General features: G+C 46.9%; 18 protein-coding genes and 1 pseudogene. 3 read left to right on the top strand and 16 right to left on the bottom strand.

Going from position 1 to position 25574, the window contains the following annotated elements:
• Nucleotides 1–2: 2 nt before the first annotated feature.
• Nucleotides 3–1433 carry a nitrogen regulation protein NR(I) gene (gene glnG, locus Xbud_RS06780; protein ID WP_099135357.1) on the top strand — a complete coding sequence of 477 codons (1431 nt, stop codon included), beginning with the start codon at nucleotides 3–5 and terminating at the stop codon, nucleotides 1431–1433.
• A gap of 267 nt (nucleotides 1434–1700) precedes the next feature.
• Here the strand turns inward: glnG and Xbud_RS06775 are convergent.
• The 16 genes and pseudogenes from Xbud_RS06775 to tssB form a co-directional block, all read right to left on the bottom strand.
• A pseudogene (locus tag Xbud_RS06775) lies at nucleotides 1701–1901 on the bottom strand (contractile injection system protein, VgrG/Pvc8 family); the annotation flags it as partial.
• A gap of 2 nt (nucleotides 1902–1903) precedes the next feature.
• The gene (locus Xbud_RS06770) at nucleotides 1904–3262 is read right to left on the bottom strand and encodes a VasL domain-containing protein (RefSeq protein ID WP_099135356.1); all 1359 of its coding nucleotides are present in this window, start codon (nucleotides 3260–3262) and stop codon (nucleotides 1904–1906) included.
• Between the two features lie 70 nt (nucleotides 3263–3332).
• Complete coding sequence (gene tssM / locus Xbud_RS06765; protein ID WP_099135355.1) at nucleotides 3333–6950, bottom strand: type VI secretion system membrane subunit TssM; 3618 nt, start codon at nucleotides 6948–6950, stop codon at nucleotides 3333–3335.
• Nucleotides 6947–8407, bottom strand: a complete 1461-nt coding sequence (gene tssA, locus Xbud_RS06760) for a type VI secretion system protein TssA (RefSeq protein ID WP_099135354.1) — start codon at nucleotides 8405–8407, stop codon at nucleotides 6947–6949. Before tssA ends, tssM begins: the two co-directional genes overlap by 4 nt.
• Nucleotides 8408–8412: 5 nt before the next feature.
• The gene (gene vasI / locus Xbud_RS06755; RefSeq protein WP_099135353.1) at nucleotides 8413–9117 is read right to left on the bottom strand and encodes a type VI secretion system-associated protein VasI; all 705 of its coding nucleotides are present in this window, start codon (nucleotides 9115–9117) and stop codon (nucleotides 8413–8415) included.
• Entirely contained in the window at nucleotides 9114–9782 is a 669-nt protein-coding gene (locus Xbud_RS06750) for a Fis family transcriptional regulator (RefSeq protein WP_422645768.1), read from the bottom strand. Before Xbud_RS06750 ends, vasI begins: the two co-directional genes overlap by 4 nt.
• Before the next feature lie 155 nt (nucleotides 9783–9937).
• Nucleotides 9938–12586, bottom strand: a complete 2649-nt coding sequence (gene tssH, locus Xbud_RS06745; RefSeq protein WP_099135351.1) for a type VI secretion system ATPase TssH — start codon at nucleotides 12584–12586, stop codon at nucleotides 9938–9940.
• Between the two features lie 9 nt (nucleotides 12587–12595).
• Nucleotides 12596–13375: a type IVB secretion system protein IcmH/DotU gene (icmH, locus tag Xbud_RS06740; RefSeq protein WP_099135350.1), complete on the bottom strand. Its 780-nt coding sequence runs from the start codon at nucleotides 13373–13375 to the stop codon at nucleotides 12596–12598.
• A 2-nt stretch (nucleotides 13376–13377) separates the two neighbouring features.
• Entirely contained in the window at nucleotides 13378–14730 is a 1353-nt protein-coding gene (gene tssK / locus Xbud_RS06735; protein ID WP_099135349.1) for a type VI secretion system baseplate subunit TssK, read from the bottom strand.
• A gap of 2 nt (nucleotides 14731–14732) precedes the next feature.
• Nucleotides 14733–15293, bottom strand: coding sequence for a type VI secretion system lipoprotein TssJ (tssJ, locus tag Xbud_RS06730; RefSeq protein WP_416777117.1), 561 nt, complete (start codon nucleotides 15291–15293; stop codon nucleotides 14733–14735).
• Nucleotides 15274–16569 carry a type VI secretion system-associated FHA domain protein TagH gene (tagH, locus tag Xbud_RS06725; protein ID WP_099135348.1) on the bottom strand — a complete coding sequence of 432 codons (1296 nt, stop codon included), beginning with the start codon at nucleotides 16567–16569 and terminating at the stop codon, nucleotides 15274–15276. Before tagH ends, tssJ begins: the two co-directional genes overlap by 20 nt.
• Before the next feature lie 5 nt (nucleotides 16570–16574).
• Complete coding sequence (gene tssG, locus Xbud_RS06720; RefSeq protein WP_099135347.1) at nucleotides 16575–17627, bottom strand: type VI secretion system baseplate subunit TssG; 1053 nt, start codon at nucleotides 17625–17627, stop codon at nucleotides 16575–16577.
• Nucleotides 17591–19438, bottom strand: coding sequence for a type VI secretion system baseplate subunit TssF (gene tssF / locus Xbud_RS06715; protein ID WP_099135346.1), 1848 nt, complete (start codon nucleotides 19436–19438; stop codon nucleotides 17591–17593). Before tssF ends, tssG begins: the two co-directional genes overlap by 37 nt.
• Complete coding sequence (gene tssE / locus Xbud_RS06710) at nucleotides 19439–19879, bottom strand: type VI secretion system baseplate subunit TssE (RefSeq protein ID WP_099135345.1); 441 nt, start codon at nucleotides 19877–19879, stop codon at nucleotides 19439–19441.
• A gap of 2 nt (nucleotides 19880–19881) precedes the next feature.
• The gene (gene tssC / locus Xbud_RS06705; RefSeq protein WP_099135344.1) at nucleotides 19882–21360 is read right to left on the bottom strand and encodes a type VI secretion system contractile sheath large subunit; all 1479 of its coding nucleotides are present in this window, start codon (nucleotides 21358–21360) and stop codon (nucleotides 19882–19884) included.
• A gap of 19 nt (nucleotides 21361–21379) precedes the next feature.
• Nucleotides 21380–21877 carry a type VI secretion system contractile sheath small subunit gene (gene tssB / locus Xbud_RS06700; protein WP_038269549.1) on the bottom strand — a complete coding sequence of 166 codons (498 nt, stop codon included), beginning with the start codon at nucleotides 21875–21877 and terminating at the stop codon, nucleotides 21380–21382.
• Nucleotides 21878–22803: 926 nt separating this feature from the next.
• On the opposite strand from tssB, the gene Xbud_RS06695 reads away from it, so the two are divergent.
• The gene (locus tag Xbud_RS06695) at nucleotides 22804–23322 is read left to right on the top strand and encodes an Hcp family type VI secretion system effector (protein ID WP_099135343.1); all 519 of its coding nucleotides are present in this window, start codon (nucleotides 22804–22806) and stop codon (nucleotides 23320–23322) included.
• A gap of 558 nt (nucleotides 23323–23880) precedes the next feature.
• On the top strand, nucleotides 23881–25566 hold the full coding sequence (locus Xbud_RS06690; protein WP_099135342.1) for a ShlB/FhaC/HecB family hemolysin secretion/activation protein: 1686 nt from the start codon (nucleotides 23881–23883) through the stop codon (nucleotides 25564–25566).
• Nucleotides 25567–25574 lie beyond the last annotated feature (8 nt).

Genomic DNA, 25574 nt, shown 5'->3' with positions numbered 1-25574 from the left:
CCATGCAACGAGGAAAAATCTGGATCGTTGATGACGACAGCTCTATCCGTTGGGTACTTGAACGAGCGCTGAGTGGCGCAGGTATGGAGTGTATCAGTTTTGAAAACGCAGATTCCGTATTGGCAGCACTATCACAAGGTTGTCCCGACGTTTTGCTGTCAGACATCCGCATGCCGGGTCTGGATGGGCTGAGCTTGCTCAATCAAATCAAACAGAACTATCCACAACTTCCGGTCATCATTATGACTGCTCATTCCGATTTGGATGCAGCCGTCAGCGCCTATCAACACGGTGCATTCGATTATCTACCGAAGCCATTCGATATTGATGAAACTGTCGCGTTGGTTGAACGTGCATTAAGTCATTCCCGGGAACAACAACACTCATCCCGTAATTCTAAAATATCGTCATCAGTCTCTGAAATGATTGGAGAAGCTCCTGCCATGCAGGAGGTATACCGGATTATCGGACGGCTTTCCCGCTCCTCCATCAGCGTCTTAATCAATGGTGAATCAGGCACAGGGAAAGAATTGGTTGCCCATGCTCTGCACCGCCATAGTCCAAGAGCCGCAGCCCCTTTTATTGCCTTGAATATGGCAGCAATCCCAAAAGATTTAATTGAGTCAGAATTATTTGGTCACGAAAAAGGGGCTTTCACTGGTGCCAATCAGATTCGCCACGGGCGTTTTGAGCAAGCTAATGGAGGTTCACTGTTTCTGGATGAAATTGGCGATATGCCACTGGATATCCAAACACGCTTATTGCGGGTTCTGGCAGAAGGGCAATTCTATCGCGTAGGTGGCTATGCGCCCGTAAAAGTTGATGTACGAATTATTGCAGCGACCCACCAGCACCTTGAGCAACGGGTTAAGGAGGGTAAATTCCGTGAAGATCTCTATCATCGTCTGAACGTGATCCGCGTACAATTGCCACCTTTGCGGGATCGTGCAGAAGATATTTTCCGTCTGGCACAACATTTTCTGCAACAGACAGCCAAAGAGCTGGGCGTTGAAGCGAAAACACTACATCCTGATACCGAAACAGCGCTGATGAGCCTGTCATGGTCTGGAAATGTCCGTCAGCTAGAGAATGTTTGTCGCTGGTTGACCGTGATGGCAGCCAGTAAGGAAATCCTGGTGCAAGATTTACCGACTGATTTAATTGAAAGTCAGTCCTCTAAACAAACAGATAATCCTCCTGTTTCCCTCCTTTCATCATCAGGAGATTGGTCACAGCAATTGGCATCATGGGCAGAAAAAGCCTTACAGGAAGGCCAGGTTGATCTCCTTTCCGATGTATTACCGCGATTAGAACGTACATTGCTTAATTGTGCCCTGACACACACTAATGGACATAAACAGGAAGCTGCCCGTTTACTCGGTTGGGGAAGGAATACAATAACGCGGAAATTGAAGGAATTGGGATTGGGGTAGGTATACTTTTAACGCGTCACTATCTTTGTATGGTGCACCCGCAAGTTATTTCTCCTGTATCAGCGGTTATCGGCTTTTTGAACCAGAACAGCATAAGAGATTTATCATTATTACCCGGCTTCAATGCTGTTAGGCTGTATGGAATACTTTCAGGAGTTATAATCAATACCATATTTATCAAGTTTCGTATTGGTTTGAGGCGCTTTTTTAAAATATAAAACTCCCAATTTTGTATTTGTTACAATTCCGTATCCCGCTTGTAATACCGAATACAGTGTTACCCTGCTCAAAGTAGGATACAACCCCCGTGATGCTACGTTGTTCAACACCATCCTGCAAAATGGTCAGTGTGGCTGTGCGATCCAGTACGGTTGGAAAATCAATAGCCGGATCAGCACTCGCCAGTCCTACATTCAAGTTGAACGGTTGGGGAAAACTTTCATTCAAAGTGAAGTCCATAACAACAAAGTTTACTCGTCACCGACGTGTTTGGCGGCACGGTCACGCTGTTCAGACACATAACGCAAGCGGTCATAACGGCCGAGCAGCGCGTTAAAACGCTCATTGATTCCTTTCATCAGTACAGGCGGAACAGCTTCTCCTTTTTCCACATGAGCACTCAACTGGCGCAGCAGCTCTTCCAGTGGTACTTCGCTGCCGTGGCTGCGCTGGATGTCGTAAATGGCAGTCTTAAGATAAGAGAGGGTAAAACTGCCACGGGTGCGCTCCTGTAACAAGATTTTGTCTGCCAGTTGCTGGAGCTGATCACGAGTGGTGTACCAACTGCCTTTCAACGGTACGCTGTCGATACGGGCAGTCATCTGTTGTTGCCAGTTACGGGTGGCGTTAACCTGCTCTGCCGATTGTGGCCACTGTTTCTCAGCGGTTGTTGTCACTGTCCGGGCTGATTCCCATGTGGCGAGCGGAGATGTCTCTGCCAAACGGTCAAGCTGGAATGAATAGTTTGCTAAGGCCGGCTGGTACAGCCACGCCAACCGTGAACCTGCTGGTTGTTCTGTCATGGCATTCAATTGCTGTTGCAGCGGTTTGTAGAGCAGCAACCAGCTTCCTATCAATACCAATACCCCCAACAATGCCCCAAGACCAAAGCCCTGCCATGCTGTCAGGCCGCGCGGCGGTTGTTCAGGAAACTGTACTTTGACCCTCTGCTGGTTATCCGTCGTAATACTTTCAGGATATGGCGGTAGAGAAGATGGTGATGTTTCCGGCTCTGATTCGGATTTGGACAGATAGACCAGTGGTGGCATCTGTACCGGCTGATGTACCGGTTTCGCGGTTTGCCGCGGTTTCTCCAGTTTTTTCGCCGCGTTCTGGAAGAACCACAGTAAATTCTCCACTCTCGGTAAACGTTTCAGGTCGGATTGCTGTAGCCGGTCGATAATCAGCTGAAGTGCCCGCTCGGCACGATAAATCATCCGCAGGTCACTGGCGGCAAAGTCCAGTTGACGCAGTATGCTACCAGTACGGGTGTGGAACCATTCCAGCAAATCAGTACGTACCTGCGGCTGTGGCGGCCACAAGGCATCCCACTCACTGACGATAACACCTGCCAACAGTTCACAACCTTCAGTGAATCCCGCCAGCCCGTTTAGCTGCATTCTGGCTAATGTGTAATAAATTGCCGTCTGCAAATCAACGCCATTGGTTTTGAACAAGGTCAGTGACAGCGATTCCACCAGCATCCAGTTCACTTCCGGTTGCGCCGGATGGCTGGTTTTGTTGATTTCATCGCGGATAACCGCGAATTCCGGCAGGTTCAGTGGACTGCCGCCTGCCCGGATAATGAGATTTTCAGGGTGCCCGCTCATGTCTGTTTTTTCTCCTTAAAAAAAACCTGCCCGGAGGCAGGAGAAGTTTTTACTTTCAATACTCTTCACCTCAATAGAGGGTGTCCGGCAGTTTGAACTGGCTGAACAGCCCACCGGCAAACGGGTTGTCCGATTCATCCACGTAGATGCGGTAGGTCACCTCACCTCCCTCTACGCTAAAGCGTACGTCGAAGGAACCCGGTTGAACGTTAGTCAGTTTGCCGCTGTTAATCAGCCGCAACTGCGCCCACGGCCCCACATAGCTGACAGAGCGCGGTGCATGATTGCTTCTGTCCGGCATCAGAGTCAATTTACTTTCTGTACCCGCACGCATGGTGTTCGGCCATATCAGACGTGCAACATTACTGCGGCCGTGGGTATAATCCACCAACTGACCATCAAGGTTCAGCAGAGCACGGCGTTTGTTACCAGTCAGATTCACTGGTTCAATGGCAAATTGAGTTCCCAACCCATTTTGTGGTGAGAAGAAGGTGGCGCGAATGCGGTTTGCATTCTCCAACTGTTTCAACACGTCAGGACGGATCAGTTCACGACCATCCGTACCCGTGGTGAGGTTGTTTGCCACAAATGGTTTCAGGCTCTGCTTGTAGAAAGCATCCAGTGTGCCGTCCGGACGGAAGAAGCGCTCAAATTCGCTTAACGGTACTTCTTCTTTAGCATTCGGATTGAACGGATAACGGCCAGCCAGATAGGTGTTGTACTGTTTGACGACAGTATCTTGCCATTCCACTTCCAGTGAGCGTACCGCCTCCATCATCACCACACGCCACGCCTGATTAGCCAGTTCTCCAACCCAGCGATCTAACGGCTCCGGCAGGTTTTTCGCCATCTGCTGTACTTCAAAAATTGCATCACTGTTGTTCTTATCCAGACGCATCTGAACTGCTTGCAGTGCCGCCTTACCGGGTGTTGGTGAATTCTGGATAGCCAGCAGATAACGATGCAATGCCATCAATTTCTGGTAGACGCTTTGCAATGTACTGCCCTTATCACCATGCTCAATCAATACGCCGGCTTCCTGTGCAAAACCACGGCTGATATCCGTCAATAAGCTGTAATCTTTTTTCTCCAATAACGCATTTCTTTCCGTATTGCTCAATGAGCTGTCGAGCATCGGCGGGTTGGTGTTATCGCTCAGGATTTGTAACGCCCGTTTGATAGGCTGTTCACCACTAATTACCTGTTCAATGGCACTGATAGCCTGTGGCAAATCCTCAAAATCACGTACTTCGAGGTTGTTCATCGCTGCCCGCCATGTTGCGGTGTAATCTGCCAGGTACAGTTCAGTGATTTCATTCTCAATCCTATCCCGATCTGCTTTACTGTAATTGTCTTTACGTTGTGACGGCTCCGACTCTTTGTATTGATCTTTATTCTTCGATAAGTTCAGCACCCAGCTATCCATCTCGGTCAGCTCTACCAACTTATCACTCTGCTGGACGAAGTAATCCATAAGGCCATGACGGGTCAGGAACTGAGGTATCACCAGCCGTTTTTCGTTACTGGCGACAAATACGCTGTCAAAACTCGGGCCAATCTGATCACGCAGGTTGATAGGCGCTGACAGAGTATCCTGAGCCTTGATACGCAGGTTTTGATAAACCCGTTGTTTAACGGAGAGTGTGCTCAGCTCCTGCTGAGCCTGTCGGATTGGTTTCGCAAACGGAGCGAAGCTATCAATGGCCTCCCGATCGCCTGCATCGCGTTTCTCTTTCCACTTAGAAAGATCCAATGCGTAATTCAGGTGGGTCAGCAATGCCTCCTGCACATCACGCTGACCATAAAACGCCTTACTCCAGCGCTCACGCATATACTGTGCCACCAACCCTTTATTACGTTTACTCTCATCTTCCATCATGCGCATGACACGCAGAATTTCGAGTTTTTCCTCACTGCCTGCTGGTGCCTTATTCAGGTCATCCAACAGAACACGCATCAGGGATGGCAGGAAATGCTGCTCCAGCAGATTCAGATACGTGTTTTCCACTTTCTTCCCTACCCGGCTGCCCTGATACAACCCCATGTCCGTCAGGAAAGATTTGTTCTCGTAGTAGTTGCCGTAAGCCAGTGTTGCGTCACGGATCGGGTTCAGCAACGGCAACTGGAGACTACCGTAGTTGTCATCACCTTTCGGAGCGGGTACAGAGAGGAATTTTTTCGCCTCTGCCAGCACTTCTTCCCCTGCCCGATAGTTTTTCTGGTAGAAGTAATGCCAGCCACCCCACATTGTCAGTATGACCAGCGCACTAACGGTGGAGAAGGTGTACAACTGGCGGCGATTGCGGCTCAGCCAGATCCGGTTTTCTGCCGCCAGATTCGGCTCTGCCAGTAATACGTCTTCAAACAGGGATTGAGTGAAGTATGGCAAAGTGTCACCCGTCGGCCATGTCGGAAACGCCTGCGTACCGAGGTGATACTGCGCCGAAGCCGACTGGGTAAATATGTCGTCCATCTGTCCCATCTGATGGGCGGAAGTCAGGTAAACTCCGCGCAGCCTCGGACGATGGTTTTCGTCATTGTACAAAATGTCTTCCAGCATCTGCACGATATAACTGTGCAGACCCTGAATCTGACGGGTGAAACTGAACAATGCGCTGCGCTGGTTGGCATCAACATTGTTCAGCATCATATCCGGCATTGCACCGTTCAGGTTGTTCATCCACTTCTGCCAGAATTGTTCCAGCTCACTGCGCCATGCTTTTTCATCACGGCTGCTAAGGTGATTGTTGAGACTGAAAGTAACACCGAGGATCTGATCACGCTGTTTGCGATCCAGTGACTGGTACATCGCCTCAAAGCCGTGCAACAAGTCAATCTTGGTCATTACCAGATAGAGCGGCAACTGACTGTGGAAGGTCAGACGGATTTCTTGCAAACGCTGGTGGATTTCCCGCACGTAACGATCCCGTTGTTCACGGTTATCTGTCAGCAAACGCAAAGTGTCTACGGTCAGAATAATGCCGTTAAGCGGCTGACGCTGGCGATTTTCCGACAACCAGTTCAGCAGAGCTTCCCACAGGCGACTGTTGATCTGCGGTTTGTCACTGTTCAGCGGAACGGGCTGGTCAATCAGATGGCCTCTGGGGTCAATGATGACTGCTTTTTCCCCCAACCAACAACGCAGCAACAGAGGAATTTCGCCGTCCTGACGCAGGTATTCCGGTGCGGCAATTTCAGACAGTTTGTAACCTTCCTTAATCAAAGAAGTTTTACCGCTCTGCTGGCTACCGATCACCATGTACCACGGACGTTCGTACAGGTAGTTGTAGGAGTCCAGATGGCGCTGTAACTGAGATTTCCAGTGATCGAGGTAACGGTCTTGGTATTCAATATCTACGCGTACCGGATCAACCACTTTCAGTTCAACGTCAAGGTTCAGTTTTTCAAGCTGACGCAAGCGACGCCATGCTTTCATGCCGATCCAACCTAGCACAGCCATAATGATAATGGCCGTCGCCAACCAACGGGCAGCAAGGCTTTCCAGCGGGTAATCTTCACGTATTTTCCATTCCGATCCCCACCACCAGACTGCTATCAGGAGCAGACAGGGGATAAGCGCCAGAATAAGTGCCGTCGTTGCTTTAAGACGCGGCATGGATTTAAATTTCCCCAGCGCCGGCAAGACCGATTTCAATTGAGAGATTGATGACAAAGAGGGCCATTTCATGGGTTAACGCTCCTGTTGGAAGCAGTATCCTTATCAAGCGAAGGGATTTTTTCAGCCAGTAAAGTCAGTAGGCTGGGTTCCCATTGAGTCAATAACATGTGTTGTCCAGTGTGTAACAAATTCCGGTAATGCTGCTGTGCCAGTGCTGTCATGCCAGCTTCTTCAAGAAGTTTAGCATTGAGCAACTGACCATAGAATTGATCACGGGGCTCCGTGAGTTGCTGCTGGTGCTCTTCCAACATTTTCAGGGCTGCTTCCAGCCCTTGCTGCTGGAAACATTGCCAGATAGCTTCCTGATCAGCAGACACCGAACCGCCTCCGGTTGATGCAGTCGGTTCAGGTGCCAGCCAATTCAGAGTCTCTGTAGAAATAAACGAACTCATATCGGAAAAACTTAAGGTTTTTAATATGGGTAACCGTTCTAAAAACGCATTCAGTTCGTTACGAATGGCCTGTGCAACATTTTTATAGCCCAGTTGTAACGCGGCCTGAGCAGCAATGGCGTGTCCATCCAGCCAGTAAGGCGCAAGTGTCAGACTCTGCTCGATCTGCGCCAGCAGCTTGTTATCCGCTGTTGGCAGCCTTGCCAAATAATCAGCAGTACGATCCGCAGAAGTCGGTGCCAACGGTGTTTTACCCGTGGCATTCGCCATTGGTGCCGTCGTGATGGTATGCCAGACGGCATGACGGCGCAGGCAATAACCGATAGGTGATTCCGGATATCGTTCACAAAGCAGATCTGAAACCGTCATCAGGGTTTGTTTCCACGCTTTTTCGCTGGAGCTATTGACGTCCACTTCCGGCATTGGTGCAACTTCATTGACCTGATGTGAATCTGTCTGATGTGAATGTGCTTCAGTCTCTGCTTTGGGTGCCATTGATATCGCAGGAGTAGGCTGTGATGGTGCCGGGCTTGCTCCTGGCTGACGGTTATAACGGGTACGCAGTTGATCAATTTCTTTTGCCAGATCAGGTTCACTCGCGTGCCAGCATTGTGCAAGATGAGCTAATACCCCTTGTGCATCATCCCGTTGATTTTTGCTGGATTGCTCTGTAAAGCCTGCCTGAGCAGAATCAAAACGTTTGATCACCTGCTGTGCAAGACGGCGCTTCAACAATGGTTTGTTCGGCCATGCTTTTTCCCAGTAGTTTTTCACGTACTCAGTCAACAGCTCTATCGCTAAGAGCAATTCAGCAGGATGGCCTGCGTGTTGCAGGGTTCGCAGCAAGTGCACCATCAACCGGAAATCTTTGCTGGTTTCGCTGAAAAGTTGCAGAGCCTGTCGCTGGATTTCTCCGATATCCAGCGAGCTATGTGACAGCGAGCCAAATTTAATCATTTCGCCATCAATAAATTCCCATGCCGGTTCATTGTCATCCAGAGCTTTGCCAATCTGTTCGTCGGACAGTGGGGTCAGCAGGGAGCCGAACCAGTCGAATTGTGTTCTGATATCCATGTCGATTACCAACGACAGGCTTCGCGCAATGGTTTCGCGGCCTGCTCCAACTGAGAAATGTTAAAGGTTATCTGGCTACCTTGACCTGGCGTGATGGTCATCTGGTCGCTGCCCATTAAGCGTTTGATTTCATCAATCCCCGGCAAGCCACGGCTGGATTCCCATAAGTAACCGCGTTCCCGCAAGAACCATTCGGTTTTGAACTGGGTTTTGTTTGTCGTGATAGTGACCTCCCCCGACTCCGCCGGTTTAGGCAAAGCTACCTGCAAACGGGTGATGCGATCAATGCAGCTCAGCATCAAGACAGGCCGCGGTGGCGGAACCCCGATTGCAGGGGTGGTCAGGACTATCCGGGTTGTACCGTTTTCTCCCTGTGTGACGATGAAACCGGTGGAATAATCGGTACGTTGCATTTCCTGCTCCATCGCTTTCCGCCATAAAGGCCCCATGTCTTCCAGCGTCACAGGCAAAGCATTGACCTTAAGGTTATCCAACTCCCTGTCATAACATGCCAGTCGGATAAGAGGAGATGGCTCAAAGCGGCATTGTTGCAGTGCACTCAATTGTTTTTCCTGTTGTACAATCACTTCTTGTACAGCCACTTCCTGTGGTTTGGACTCTGCGATTTCTTTTGCCCCTGCCATCTCCGCAAGTTTGGGATCGCCTGCCAATGACGCAAGTAATGAGCTGATAATTAACACAATATTCATAATCTACACCCGTATTTTGCCAGTTTGTAAACCAACGTGCGCTGAGCAATGCCCAGACTTTGAGCAATCAGTCTGGTGTCATTGCCATATTGACGCTGACGTTGAACCAACACGGCACTTTCAAATTCTTCTATGGCTTTTGGCAGATTATCGATGTGGCTGTAATCCACGGAGATACTGCCTGCCCTTGAGTTTTTCGATTCACTCAGGGAGGCAAGCAGTTCATCCAATTGTTTTTCTTTTTGGCGCTGGACCTGAAATACCTGACGGATCTGGCGTAACTGCCCACGCAGTTGTTCAAGTTCCTGCAACTTTTTCAGACGGTGCTGCATGACATGGCAATAGATGCCGAACATGTTTTCATTGTTGATAAAATGGCTGACATTTTCGGCAAAAATGGCAATAACACCGCAAGCCTGTCCGTTGTAGTCAAACAGAGGAATGGCATACAACCCGCAGTTATGCGGCAGCTCTGCAATAAATGTGCGGAAGTGAATATCGTCAATACGTGCTCCGTGGTTAAGGGAATCCCATAACGTTGAGGTTCCCTTACGCAGCACTTGTATCAATGGGTTATTGACATCATCAATATCCACATGCAGCCTGCGTGAGCTGGTTTGCTGATGTTCTGGTAAGTTAAGATCTGGCAGATTGATGTTTGGCAAATTACAGCATTCTAGCCTGTTCTCATGACTGTTAAGCAGGAAAACTAAAAGGGCATCAAAACGCGAGCTTTGGCTCACCAGCAAAAAGTGGTCAACCAGTTGTTCAATGGTGTTATCTTCCAATAACGCTAACGCGCTTTTCAGCCGCTGTTTCATTATTCTGCCTCCTCAACCTCTGCGTGGAACTCATGTTCTGCCACGGTTAAACGAATGGCACGGATTGGGGTGCCTGCTGCCATTTTCTGCAATAGCAACAGTGAAACTGGCGGCAACAGTGCACCGTCAATGATGGATTCCAGCATACGGGCACCATTTTCCGTACGGGTAGCACGTTGCAGGATCTCTTCGGCCACATCATCGCTGATAGTGACTTCTGCGTTGAAGCGTTGGGACAATAGTTTGTCCAGTCTGTCCAATTTGGCCCGAATGATAGTTTTCAGCGTTTCATGGCCCAGCGGCAGGTAAGGGATCACTTCCATACGAGCCAGCAGGGCAGGTTTGAAGAATGCCGCCAGTTCCGGGTAAAGCTGATCATTGATCTGCTCTGGTTGCTCGGCGTAATCAACAATGGTTTGGTAGCCCAGATTGGAGGTCAGGAAGAACACGACGTTTTTACAGTCGATGATACGGCCTTCACCATCTGCTAATTCACCTTTGTCGAATGCCTGATAGAACAGGTTCAACACATCCGGGTGAGCTTTTTCCACTTCATCCAACAAGACAACGGAATAAGGTTTCTGACGGATAGCTTCGGTCAGCACGCCGCCTTCTCCGTATCCCACATAACCCGGAGGAGAACCGATCAGACGTGAAACGGTGTGTTTCTCCTGAAACTCAGACATGTTGATAGTGGTGAGGTACTGACGACCACCAAACATCAGTTCAGCAAGTTGCAATACGGTTTCGGTTTTACCAACGCCACTTGGCCCTACCAACAGGAATGCTCCCAGAGGACGTCCCGGACGACGCAGGTCAGCACGTGCGGTCAACAGGTGCTTATGCAGGTATTGAATAGCAATTTCCTGCCCTTTGATGCTCTGTCCCAGATGGATAGGCAATTCAGTCACGATTGACAGTTCGCTCTGTGACAAGCGGTTCAACGGAACACCCGTCCATTCAGCGATAACAGCGGCAATCTGGGTTTTGTCCACATGCGGAGAAACCAGTGTTTGTTTCTGCTGAAGTTCAGCCAATTGTGCGTTGAGTTGTGCCAGTTTTTCGATCAGAGATTGTTCATCGGCTGGTTCTGCGGCAGTTTCTTCTTGTTCGCTCGTGTTATTTTCTGCTTGATCACCAGACAACAGCTGACTGCGCAATTCGATGATCTGCTTCACCAGTTCCTGCTGTTGCTGCCAACTGTTTTCCAGAGTGGTCAGTTGCTCCTGGATCTCTTGTTGCTGGTTTTGCAGCTCTTCCAGTCTTTCTGCATGTTCGTTCAGCCCCATCCGCTGTTCTCTTTCCAGCACATCGATTTCCATCTGCATTTGATGAAGTTCGGTCGTCAGGGAGGAAATCTGACGCGGTGGCGATGTCAGGTTAATAGCTACGCGGGCACAAGCGGTATCCAAAACATCAATCGCTTTATCCGGCAACTGACGACCAGAGAGATAACGGTCACTCAATATGGCTGAGGATTTCAGTGCTTCATCGTCGATCAGGACCCCATGTGCCTGCTCGTAGATGGCTCGCAGGCCACGCATAATGATGGTTGCTTCTGCTGCGCTGGGTTCAGAGACTTTTACTAACTGGAAACGACGGGACAATGCCGCGTCTTTCTCGAAGTATTTTTTGTACTCGCTCCATGTCGTTGCAGCGATGGTTTTCAATTCACCACGCGCCAGTGCAGGTTTCATCAGGTTGGAGATATCCAGTCCGCCGGCCTGATTACCTGCCCCAATCAGGGTATGGGCTTCATCAATAAACAGAATGATCGGCACAGATGACTGATTGATTTCAGTCATAATGCCTTTGAAACGTTTTTCAAATTCACCTTTGACTGCGGCTCCTGCCTGCAACGCACCGAGATCCAGAGTCAGCAATTCACTGTTACGCAGTTTATCTGGTACACGATCATTGATGATACGCAGCGCCAGACCTTCAATCAGAGCACTTTTACCTACACCTGCTTCACCCACAACGATGGGGTTGTTTTTACGACGGCGGCAAAGAATGTCGATCATCAGGTCGATTTCATTATCACGGCACAGTACCGGATCGAGTTTGCCCTGACGAGCCTGCTCAGTCATGTTCTGGGTAAAGCGCGCCAGCAAGCTGTCACTGTTTGCCGGATGTACACCTTGCCCCTCTTTATCACTGGCACTGAAAGGCTGTTCGGCAGAGCCATTTGTCCATTCAGCAAAGTTCTGGCGCAGCAGTTCACGGTTAATGCTTGCCAGCAAACGCGCAGACTGCGGAGCCAGATAGCGCAGTGGGCTGAATAACAAGGCAATCAACATTACGCCACTGCGCAGTTCGGGATGTTGCATTTCGGTGGAAGCCAGCAGCCAGCTATCCTGTAACCATTCCACCAGCATTGGAGAAAAGTTCGGATAAGTTTGTACAATCGCCTGATGATGTGCGACCACCTGATCGAGTTGCTCTTTCAGCAAATCTTTATCGACGTCTGCTTTATTAAGGATCAAACGCACATCACTGAGTGGTGTATCGATCATTTGCAGCAGCAGTTGAGCAACCGTGATCTCAGGTTGCTGTTGACTGACGCAGGATGCCGCCGCCGCTTCCAGTGCATGACGGGCCATCGGGTTTAAACGGTTTACAAGAGTGGGCAGATCAATCTGAATCATGACGACTTCCTATCTTAATAAGTTATTTAGCTGCTTTAATATGTCTTGAGTCTGATCACCGAGGCGGATGGCATAAAAGCTATAAATCGCAATCAGCAGACCGACGCTTATCACAAACAGATGTTTGATTTTCAAACGCCTGCTCAGGCGATAACGCGCATCTCGTTCGTTGATATTGACATACAGCGTGGTCGGTGGTGCTTCTCCACGCAGTGAGTGAAGTTGCTGCTGCAAGCGGCGGAACAGGCGGTCAAAGTCGTCATTTTTCTGGGTACTGACTTTGTAACGTCCGCGATAACCAAGACAGAGACAGAGGTAAATGAACTCCAGCAGGTGCTGGTAGCGCTGAGCCTCTCCCATCAGGCGTTCGAGCAATACAAAGACTTTCTCACCGCCCCAGGTTTCATTGTGGAAGTGCACCAATAGTGATTGCTTCAACCACCCATTCTGGCTGTTCCAACCGTGCCCCAATGCGGTTTCATCAATGAAGGTACACAATACGTAACGGAATGAAACAATCGCACCGGGTTCATAACCTTTGGTTTGCAGAAGCTGCTCAATAGCGCGAATGTCAGTAACAACCTGTTGGTAAAGCTTATCTGGCAGTGCCTGATCACTCATGTCCTGCAAACGCAGTACCATCCCCAGTAAAGGAGTGGCGGCGTCGATCATCGGGTTAAGGCTTTCACCACGTAACGGTAGCTGGTACTGGCGCTGAAACGTTTTCAGCGTTTCAGCCTGTTTTTCAAATTTTTCCAGTGACGGACTGTCAACATTGATATCACTCATGATTATTCCTTACCGCCCCTGATAGCCCAGAGCTGCATATCTAAGTCAGGAAAATCCCCTGATACGTGGAACGCGATGGAATTGCCCTGCTGGATCTCTTTCCATGCCGGACTCTTCTGATCCAGACGGAAGTAGGTATATCCAGAGTGATATGGCAACTGGCGAGGTGCTGCGGACAACGCAATCAGTGGTACACCCGGCAACTGAACGCTGACCAGATCACGGATACGTTCCATAGAAGTGACTTTGGTTTGCTGTACGAACTGACGACGTAACTGTTCCTGTGGTGTGCTAGCGCTGATAGCCAGAACAAATTCGGCTTTACGCAGCAAGTCGTTGTCGTGGAGTGTTGCGACACGAATACCACCTTCGTTCTGTTTCAGGGCAATTGATGTTGCACGTGGTGTCAGAACAACGTTCAGCGCATCACGGATAGCGTGCATGGCGTCCTGGAAAGTATCTGTCAGATTATTGTGATCATAGGCCAGAATATTTCCCGGCAGACGGCTTGCGTCCGTGAAGGTTCTCAATTCGCCACAGGTTTGGATCAATTGGGTATACAAATGCAGCGGATGCAGGACGGTTTGTTTAGCATAATGATTGAACAAAGGTTGAACGCGGTTCAACAGTTGGAGCATCATGAATTCTGCCACATCTGCAACGCCCTGCTGACCCGGAGAACCAATGCGTTTCGCCAATGTTCTTGAACGTTCTGTCAGTAATCCATCAATTTCCACCATGAAGCGTTTTAGTTTGTCAGCAATAAAAATGGACAGGCAGGTCGGGATAAATTCGTTATCCAGAACGATTGTGCCATCTTTCTGCTTTTCTTTGATGCGGCACAGCGGAATGGCAGTGTAGGCACTCATATCCTCAGAACCCTGCATCAGTACCGGAGTCAATTGAGCAAGATTAAGAATGGAGGAGTCACCACCTTTAGTATGCAGGTCACGAATATCGCTCGGCAATTCGCGGTAACGTACTGCACTCTGAATTTCAGCATCCCGATCAGCTACTTCACGAATGGTATCGCTGGACATCGGTAATGCCAGATAGACGTCTTTGCTTTTCAGATCATTGATGTTTTCAATATCCAGTGGTTTTGGCAGCAGATCCTGACTCGGTGCTGAAAACACTGTACCGTCCGGCATGATGCCGCTGGCTTCGGTGATACCGATACGTCCTAGCTTAAGCAAATCATCATTGATGCTCAGGGAGCTGAAACCATGACCGTATGCTGTCAACACGGAGACAAGACTATGAGCCAGATAATCATTGTGTTTTTGTTGTTGTTGGAAATGTTGTGGCTTGATGAATAATCCTTCGTGCCAAATCACCCGATTTTTTCCTGGCATGATTACTCCTCCTCCTCTTTTCTAAGTTCGACGTCGTTATTTCTGACATGCACCAAAATGTTGTAATGGCGACCCATGTCTTTTACCCGGATGATCTTTTTCCATTCAGACTGATTGACGCCTGCATAATGAACAATGACACCGATGTAACGGTTCTTCTTTTCCAATGTGATCGTTTCCAGAGGCTTATATTGCCCCGGCAACAGGGTGTAATCCTGATGATCGATGTAATTTTTTCCCAATGCTTTTTCGAGCTTGTCACTTTCAAGCTGGTCATAGTCGGCAGCCAGAAAACGCGAATCTTCACTGAGATAAACCAGATTCATCTCAACAGGCGCGGGTTCACCACTTTCATTTGGATTGATATCGGGTTCAGCCAGCAATGTGATGTTGGCAATTGAGGCTTGTTCACTCGGTTTTCCCACAGGAGTGGAAGGATCCCAAATGACCTGCCCAACTTTTTTAGTGGCGTTCCATGCGCTGCTACAGCCGTTCAGTAATATCACTGACAGCAATAAGATCCCTGTGGCCCATATGCGCTGACTACCGGAACGTTTCATCATTGGCGTCCTCTAAGCCCTGACGCAGTGCGCGGTCATAAGCCTGCTCGTACACCTCGCGGAATAACTTTTCAAACCCCTGCTGGCGGCTGGAAGCCAATTCGCGGTAATAGTTGGTGTACATTTCCCACGCCCAGGACGCATCTTTGTTCCTGACCTCATTACTACGGCGATAGTGTGAGAATCTGCGGAGTAATTGTTCAGGGGAAAAGGCTTCCAGCATGGTATCCAACGCCGCGGAGATCGCTGTCCGGTTGGCCTGATAATGCAGTTGCAGGTTATGCAGGCTTTCCGCTACGGCGGCGGGTGCTGACAGGTGTACAGGACTTTTCTGATCGGAAAACATCACCTGCATGGTGGTGTCATAATCCATATTCAGACGTAGTGGGTTATCCTCAATAGGACGAAGCTGTTTATCACGTAATCCGTGCTGTTCACGCTGGAGCGCCAATAGCCCTTCGATCGCCGCTTTCATGGTTTTACCCATCTCTTGCAGAAAATCGTTGGCCTGCTGGGTGTCATGCAGAGGTAACTGTGTATCCAGCCCGCGCATCAAAGGGGTAATGGCGACATGATCAACATCCATATCTTCGTAATGCCGATCGGAAGCGATATCCGGTAAATCAAGAAACTCCTGATCCATAACACTGCCTCGGTTATCAGAAATAGGGTTAGCAAATGGGGGGGATTGATAATGATCAGGCGGCAAAAGCTGCTCCGTATCATCGGCTTCAACCTGTGGTTGCAATGTAGTCAGACTCTCACTATCAAGTACTCTGAGAGGATCATCGCTGAAACGGTGCATTACGGTTGGCGCAATACTGTCATCTTTGGCAAACACGGATTTTTGTAGCGATACACCTTCCATCATGGCATCCAACGGATTTCTGTAACTGGAAACCAGCGCCTCCGGTGATACCGTCGAAGGGTCAACCCGATCCGCCTCAGAAAAGCTGACGTGGATCTTGATCGACAAGTTACCCGCCTTAATCTGATCTCCCTGTTGTAAACGGATCAGACCGGATTGCGGTGTTAGTGGGGCATTATTTATCTGTACCGGATCAGCAAGCACTTGCAGGCAGAATGAACCATCACGCCATTGAATAGAGAATTGTGATGGCTGGATATTGCCCTGGCTGTCCTGAACAGACCACAAGTGACTTTCACTGCTACCGACCGTACCACCCTGTGTCGAAAACTGGTAGCTGGCGGCTCGACCACTCTCTAGTTGCTCACTGTTGAGCACCCGCAATGAAAGCGTTGGTTGATGTTTTTCCATAGTCGTTATTCCATAACTGAAATTGTGACAGAGGGTTTCTTTTCTGGTTCGCCGAGAAAGCTGGTCCATCCCAGATGGTTATTCTGCTTCGCCCCCAACACCATGCCACTGACCTGGTTTTCCGCCAGGCCAAGACGCAATTCCCAGGCAAACTGGCTGCGCATGACGAAAGAGATAAACATCACCAACGGGAGATAGTTCTTTCCATCCGGCAGGAATGATAGAAACCGATCACGGGGCAGATTGTTGATACTGAGCAGAAACTTTCCGCTGTAATCCCCGATCCATGAGCCGATGGTGAAGTTCTGCCCCAATACGGACAGTTCGGTATCACCAATTTTTTGCCCTTTATTCGTGCCACCCAGTCGATTCTGTTGATCAACGGGGATGATGACTTTTCTGAATTGCCAGCCGTGCAGAGTGACATCCTGCAAATCAAAACAGTGGGAAACCAGGCTGCATATCACCTCCGGTGAACGACCGGGGCTTGCCAGCAACCCGGCATACGCCAGCATTTTGCTGTGATTGATGTTCAGCATCCGGCGGTTGACATCACTTCCCAATCCCACCAGCGAGAACATGCGCTGAGAAAAGCTATCTTCCCCACCTTGCTTAAAGCAGATGTAATAGCGGTATTTCCGCCAAATCTGGTGCAAGAGCGTGATTAAGCGGTGGTTAAACAGGTTGAGGAAATCCGTCAGTCGGTTTTCGCCTTGTGCGTCTTCCCACGCTAGTGCATCCAGGTAATAACCCGGCATCGGGGATTGGCTGCCATGTAGCCCCATAAAAGAGACTTCCAGCTCAAAATACCCTTGCTTAGACTGCTTCAGTGCAATCACATCACGAGTAGGAAATGCCAGACTGGCATTGGATTTGAAACGGACAGATTCACGATCAGGCCGATCCGTCTCGCCGGTTTTTTCCCACGCTACCGCCAGCTGATTGAGCAATTCGACCAGCTGGTAAAAGTTGTATCGTGAGATATCCAATGCCAATGGTGTGGCAGGATCCTGCTCAGTGATTACATCAACGAGTGTTGACCTATCTGTACCGGCCATTCATAACATTCCTGATTATCTAAATTGATTACCTTCAACATATGAAAAGCGTTGACGCTGGCATACAGTGAGAAAAACCGTGACAGAATCGTACTGAATAGATACAGCTCGCCTTCCGAACTGAATGCCTGTTGCCGGATATACAAAGTGGAACGCAAACCACGTACAGGATGTCCGCGGAACAGGCGATCTGTCGGCTCTGTCTCAATCTTTTCAATGGCATCAAGCCGTTTCTGTGATGATCGTTTGGACTGTCGATTGTGAATACTTGGAAAATCGTAAGTACGCAGCACCTGTTTCAGCGCATCCTTATCCAGCAATGACATATAGTTCAGCGACATATTTGACAGCAACGACCAGTGCAAACCACCATCCAACAACGGATAAAGCGGTACTGACGGACGCGTAATATTGCGGAATGTTGCAAATGACGGGCTGCCGATGGAGGGGTAATTAATGTCGCCGACACGAAGCTGCAACGGCAATTCACGGTTGGTACATGTCAGGCCGATAGAGACGTTCTCTTTTAGTTTGAGCCTGAGTAGATCTGATTCATCCCCACGTACAAATGAGATGAAATGTTCCAGCCCTCTGCGGAAAGATGACTCTTTCACTCGCAGACGGTAATAGCGCATTGAGTGTTCATCTTCGTTATTAATCTGATGATTGAAACTTTCAAACGGGGTATAAACTCGTTCACCGATACGTGCCCGACTGCGTTCGCCATTTTCTCCCGTCAGCCAACTTTCAACACCATCTACAGAAAAGATGTCGTAGTTATCAGGAAAGCTATAACTGGCCTTCAATGGGTATTCAGTCTGACTGCCATTCAGTTCAATGGCTTCACTGTCCATTGGAAACAGATTAATAGCCGGCGTACAGTGCAGACGGAAAGTATCGTGGCGAATCTTAGCTTCTGGTGGTAACGCCTGAGAAAAATGTAAATTCAGTTTGAAATCTTTGGTTTTGAGATCTTCAGGAAATTCAGGGAATCCCTTAACGTCAAAAAACAGGAAACTTTCCGCAAAACAGAAATATTCCTGCAAAATGCGATACCCCATATAAGCATTTTTGGGATAAGGCAACAGCGCATCTTCCCGTTCAAATCCAACCGGTACGAAGTCAAAATCCGGCAGAGGAATCACCGTATCACCAATCACCAATTCTGCTTTTCTGAAGTAATAGCAGAGCCAGAAATAGAGTTGAGAAGTGGTATAGTCATCACCACTCAGATAGAACCGCAATTTACCCAGCTCCAGTTCATGCAGGTTCAGTTCCGTTTTCGAAGCAAAATTCAGACCAATAATCCCTTGCTCATTACTATTATTAACGGAAATGTCCTGAATGGAGAGCGGAAAAAGCCAGACATCACGGCACAATGTGAAAGTACAGCGGCTATGATCGTCTCTTTTGCCACTCGATTGTCCGTTCAAAGAATGGTCGTTCGAGTAAATATCATCATGAGTTGACAGCGGATTACTCATAATTTGTGTGCCGCGCTTAACCTGTGTTGCTTTCGTCACAACACTCTCATCAGGGGTATATTCGATGATGGTCATGCTAGGTGTCGGACGCAGGTAATTAGGCCAGAGCATATTGAGCAAGCCGTGAGTCAGTTCCGGGAACTGATCATCAATCTTTGCCCGCAGATTGCCTGTCAGAAATGCAAAACCTTCAAGCAAACGTTCAACATCGGGATCAGAGCCTTGTTCAGACAGAAATGCGGCAAGATGAGGACGCTCAACTGCGGCTTCTTTCCCCAGTTGTCGCAAATAGTTCAGCTCATCTCTGAAATATTTTTCAAATGACATTTATTGAGTTCGCTCCAGGCAATAGCGCCGGTTGTTATCCAACTGGATGCTGAATTCCACAACATCGTTGATATCATCCAGGGAAATCTCAGCACTGATATGAAAGCTCAATAACAACGGATCTGAATCATCATTGATGGCACTGACAGAAACCGCTGATATTCTGGGCTCATAATTTCTGATGCACTCTTCTATCGCCCACTCGATACTTTGTTTGAAATCCACTGACGTTGCAGTTGCATCATTGAGGTCAATGACACCCAGCTCAATGGCACTCTGGCAGGCACCAGGGCGCGTATTCAGCACTTCGTTCAAATGCTTCTTTATAGAATCAAGCAGTGCACGCATCCTTGACTGACGGGAAGAGCCGGAGCTCTTCCCTTGAATGCGCTCGAACAGACTGGCAGAGCTGCCTCTGTTCCAACTGTACAGCGCAGCCATGATTATTCCTTATCCAAACGTCCGACCAGAGACAGTTCGAAACTTGCACCCATGTATTTGAAGTGTGGGCGAACCTGCATTGCCACCTGATACCAGCCTGGATCGCCTTCAACGTCCAATACCTTGATTTCAGCGGCGCGCAGTGGGCGGCGGCTACGAACGTCAGTTGGTGGGTTTTCCTGATCAGCGATGTACTGTTTCAGCCACATGTTCAGTTCGCGCTCCAGATCCTGACGCTCTTTCCAGGAACCGATCTGCTCACGTTGCAATACTTTGATGTAGTGCGCCAGACGGTTGATGATGAACATGTATGGCAACTGAGTACCCAACTTGTAGTTGGTTTCCGCACTTTTCCCTTCACGGGTATTTGGGAAAATTTTTGGTTTCTGAACCGAGTTTGCGGAGAAGAATGCAGCGTTATCACTGCCTTTACGCATGGTCAGAGTAATAAAGCCTTCTTCCGCCAGTTCAAATTCACGACGGTCAGTAATCAGTACTTCAGTTGGGATCTTCGCCTGAACCTGACCCATTGCTTCATACAGATGGACTGGCAGATCATTTACTGCACCGCCACTTTGTGGACCGATGATGTTCGGACACCAGCGGTATTTAGCGAAGCTGTCAGTCAGACAGCTTGCCAGCAGATAAGCAGTGTTACCCCACAGATAGTGTTCGTGGTCACGGCTGACATTTTCCTGATAGTTGAAGTTTTTAATTGGATTTTCAACGGTAGAATATGGCAGACGCAGTAGGAAACGTGGCGCGGTTAAGCCCAGGTAGCGAGAGTCTTCAGACTCACGCAATGAACGCCATTTGGTGTGTGACGGGCCTTCAAATGCGGATTTCAGATCCTTGATAGCTGGCAGATCAGTAAAGCTGTTAACACCGAAGAATTCAGGTGAAACAGAAGAGAGGAATGGCGCGTGAGCCATTGCTCCTACCGAACTGACATACTGCATCAATTTGATGTCAGGAGTGGTGTTGCTAAAAGCATAGTTACCAACAACGGCAGCAACAGGTTCACCACCGAACTGGCCGTAACCCGTGGAGTAAACATGTTTGTAGAAACCAGACTGAATGATCTCAGGAGAGAATTCAAAGTCTTCCAACAATTCATCTTTAGTCGCATGAATAACGTTGATTTTGATGTTTTCACGGAAATCAGTGCGATCCACCAGCATTTTCAGTGAACGCCAGGAAGATTCCAGCTCCTGGAACGGCTTAGCGTGCATGATTTCATCCATCTGCTCACTCAGCTTTTTATCAAGCTCAACGATCATTTTATCAACGAGAAGTTTGTTGATAGGTTCTTCGTTAGAGCCTGTATCCAGAATGCTGCCAATAAAGGCTGCTACACCCTGTTTTGCAATATAATAGCCATCATTTTCAGGAGTCATCCTCGCTTGAGACATGATTTCATCAAGCAGAGAAGTCGTTGCGCCAGAAGCAAGTGCTGTGCTGTTTTCTTCGTGCTGAGCCATTTAAAATTCCTTTAACGAGTTATTTTTTATTGATGATTTCAAGTTCTTTCAGGAGTTGCTCACGAACGGATTCATCATCCAGCAGTGACTGCAAGCGAGCGCGAAATGCGGGGATATTTCCCAGAGGGCCTTTTAATGCAACTAATGCTTCACGCAGTTCCAGCAGTTTATTCAGCTCTGGTACTTTCTTGGCGATATTATCCGGTGAGAAATCACTCAGTGATTTAATTTCCAGATTAACTGGTAGATCTTCTTCACTATTTTCTTCAAGGCGATTAGGGACGTTAAAAGTCAGGTTGATGTTCGCCTCATTCATTACCGCATTAAAATTATTTTTATTCACGGAAACGGTCTGTCGTTCTTCAATTGGCGTATCTTCTTTCTTTCCTTTCAAGTCACCAATAACCAGAAGATTCAGAGGTAATTCAACTTCTGCGGTCTGGTCGCCGGTATTAGGAACATATTTAATATTAATTCTTTCTTTCGGAGCTACGCTACCAGGACTATTCTTACTCATATTTCAACCCTTTGGCTAATACAACCATGAACTGTCTAACAACCCATTATTGGTAAGAGAATAATTACAATGTTTAACCGTATAACAAACGCAGCAGGCCTTCCTAAAGAAATAGGCTGCGCAAGACAACTGTATTTGCAGGAACAAATAGATTTTTATATATCAGCATATAGATAAAGATACAGAAATATTCTATCCAATAGTGGAATTAACATCGATATAAAAAATCGTCAATAGCGAGTTTGACACTTTATTTTTTTGATGTAAAGCCAAAACACTTATTGATAACCCCCTCTATTCTGGCTTTTAGTACCTTTATGGTGTTTTCTGGAAACTTATAAATATTTTTTCCTTACAAAATAGATAAAACTTTGGTTTTACTCTCTATAAGAGTATATAGACCGATTACCTGTCAATTGTATATAAAGGAATATTTTTCATATCTTGTGAATAAAATATAGTCTGCAAATTTGTGACCTATGATTATCATAAAGTATATTTTTTATTTTATTTAGATTAATTATTCTCCATTAAAAACCTTATCCAACTCATTTTTTTGACGCACATCACACTTTATAAATGATCATAAAAATTATATTATTCAAAAATAAAAACACACTTATTATCAACATGTTACATAAATCAAAAATATGAAGATTGATTTTTATACAGAGAAACAGCCTTGATTTTTATAAAAATTTAGCCATAAATATTACGACGGCAATGATTATAAAATTTTTATTTGTCATTGAATTTAAACTCGTCTTGCAATTTACAAATAACATTGCATCAGACAATTTCAGCTTTATTATTCGCCCCAAGTGTTCGGCATCGCTAATTTCATTTCATCAATGAATGGAATCATCACGCAAGGAATGAGCACTTACACTTATATTTATATTGGTAAATTTTTATAGGATATTCATATGCCAACTCCATGTTATATTTCCATCAACGGAAAAACTCAGGGTAATATCACTGCTGGCGCATTCACTGCTGAATCAGTAGGTAATATCTTTGTTCAGGGTCACGAAGACGAAATGCTGGTTCAAGAATTTGACCACATTGTTACTGTTCCAACTGATCCACAGTCTGGTCAGCCTTCTGGTCAGCGTGCACATAAACCATTCCGCTTCACCGTTGCACTGAATAAAGCAGTTCCTCTGCTTTACAACGCACTGGCTTCAGGCGAAATGTTAACAACTGTAGAACTGAAGTGGTATCGTACTTCTATCGAAGGTAAACAAGAGCACTTCTTTACTACTAAACTGATAGATGCAACTATCGTTGATATCGACTGCAAAATGCCACACTGCCAAGATCCAGCAAAATCTGAATTCACTCAGTTGATTCGTGTTTCTCTGTCTTACCGTAAGATCGAGTGGGAACACACTACTGCCGGTACTTCTGGTGCTGACGACTGGCGTGCGCCAATTGTTGCTTAATATCTTATTCATCAGATTTTAAATAATAAGTTTTAAGCAATAAATTTTCAGCCAATGAATATTATTCATTGGCTGAATAATACTTTCCCACATTACCTCCCTCTATTAATTTACTTTAATTCACTTTTTCCTTGTTTATATTTCATTCTTTTGTTTTTTGAAAGTAAGATTTTTATATAGTGATTATTTTCTCAATAAATAAGAATGTATAAATTAATAATCACATGCACTATTAATAACCAATATCACACTTTTAAACACGAATTTTTGAAAAACAAAACTCGTGTCTTTCCACCATTTATTTGAAATTTCAGTTAAATCCACTTCTCATTTGAGTTAGTTTTAAATCACACGACAAAACATAACTAAAATGGGTAATAGTAAATGGTTAAGTTAAATATATAACTATAAATAATCATATAAGGCAGACTGATCCCGTTAATCAGAGCCAAATAAAATAATTTCTATGCTTAAATGATTAATTAGTGAACCATTATAACTATATCCAATAGATCTCAAGTTACTTTTCAACTTAACCATTATCATTTGGGTGTTGCGATGTTCAAAAATACAGCAATCATCGTCTTATTATCTACCTCTTTTAAGGTAATTTCATTGCCTGAAACTCCCGACTCCGCACTATCTATGACTGAATCCACAATGGATGAAGCCAGAAGAACCTTACAGGACAGTTCACGAGAAATAGGCCGGTTAATTGAACAACGCCGACATCAAGGATTTATTGATCGTACTGATAACACTTCGCCACAAACCGTATCACCTGTATTGGTTGAAGCACCACCATGTCTGGATATCAATGGTGTTTATCTTCAAGGAATGACTCTGCTCTCTCTGGCAGATCTGAATATACTCAGTGCATTGTCCGATGATTGCATTACTAACAATGACATCAACAAACTGACAGCAGAAATCACTAATCTCTATCTTGCCAAAGGCTATATTACAGCTCGGGTACAATTTATACCTCCCAATCACCGTGGAGAATTGGGACTCAATGTTGTTGAAGGGTTCGTCGAAACCATTGAAGGCGGTGATCACTGGGTTAACAGCCGGATGTTATTCCCCGGATTGATCAATCAACCTTTGAATCTCAATCAGTTGGATCAAGGGCTGGATCAGTCGAATCGCCTACAATCAAACAAAACAACGCTTGATATTCTGCCCGGTACAGTTAATGGCGGCTCTATCATCAGGCTGCATAACCAACATTCCCCCCCGTGGCGGATCACCGTAATAACTGATAACTATGGGCAAAAAAGTACTGGTAAATGGATTAGTCGGCTGAATACCAGTATCGACAGCCCTTTGGGATTATCCGATTTCATCAGCCTCAGCGGTGTCAGTACCCTCGATAAACCCAATAGCCAATATAACCGGGCCGCCACTCTGTTCTATTCACTCCCTTACGGGGCTGTGACTTTCAGCGGCTTTACCAGCTATTCCCGCTACACAAGCCATCCAAAATTACAGAAACATTCGAGCAAACTGCATGGTAATTCACAACAGTCGGGCGTACGTATGGATTGGATATTCCACCGTAATCAATCGCAGCTCTCGACGGCCAACAGCCAATTTGTCTACAAGAATTACAACAACTATTTCGGTCTTGAGAAACTTAGGCACAGTAGCCAGACATTAACTGTGTTTTCACTTGGAATCAGTCACTTACAAATTATCCCCAGTGGACTTATCACTTTTGAAGCCGGTATTGAGCAAGGAACGCCGTGGTTCAGTGCTCAAACCTCCACAGACAACCTGAATAAGCAATTCACCAAAGGGAAGCTATCAGTAAATTTACAGCAGCACTTCAAATTATTTGCCATGCCGTACCGGTTTAATAGCCAGTTTTACGCTCAGTACAGCCCAAAAGGATTACCCAGTGTTGAGTGGCTCAATATTACCGACCGTAATACTGTGCGGGGGTTCAGCAATCATACACTTTCCGCAGATAACGGCTGGTATCTGAGAAATACCTTATCCCATTCAATACCGCTGTCTGAAAGTTCACTTACCCTACGTATCGGCGCAGATATCGGCCAGATCAAAAGTTACAACCACCAGGAATCATGGAAGAGCAATGCGGGATTAAGTGTTGGTATGGCTTTGCGCTATCAACATTTCTTTGCCGATGTTGAGATGAGCCGCGGCAAAACGCTAGCCCATAAAAATAAGGGTAAGGATGAACCCATGCAGCTGTTAACCCGTTTTTCTTACACTTTTTAGCTTATTAA

The organism is Xenorhabdus budapestensis (assembly GCF_002632465.1).
Classification (GTDB): Bacteria; Pseudomonadota; Gammaproteobacteria; order Enterobacterales; family Enterobacteriaceae; genus Xenorhabdus; species Xenorhabdus budapestensis.
The sequence above is the reverse complement of the archived record's forward strand: the minus strand, read 5'-3'. Positions and strand labels throughout refer to the sequence as shown.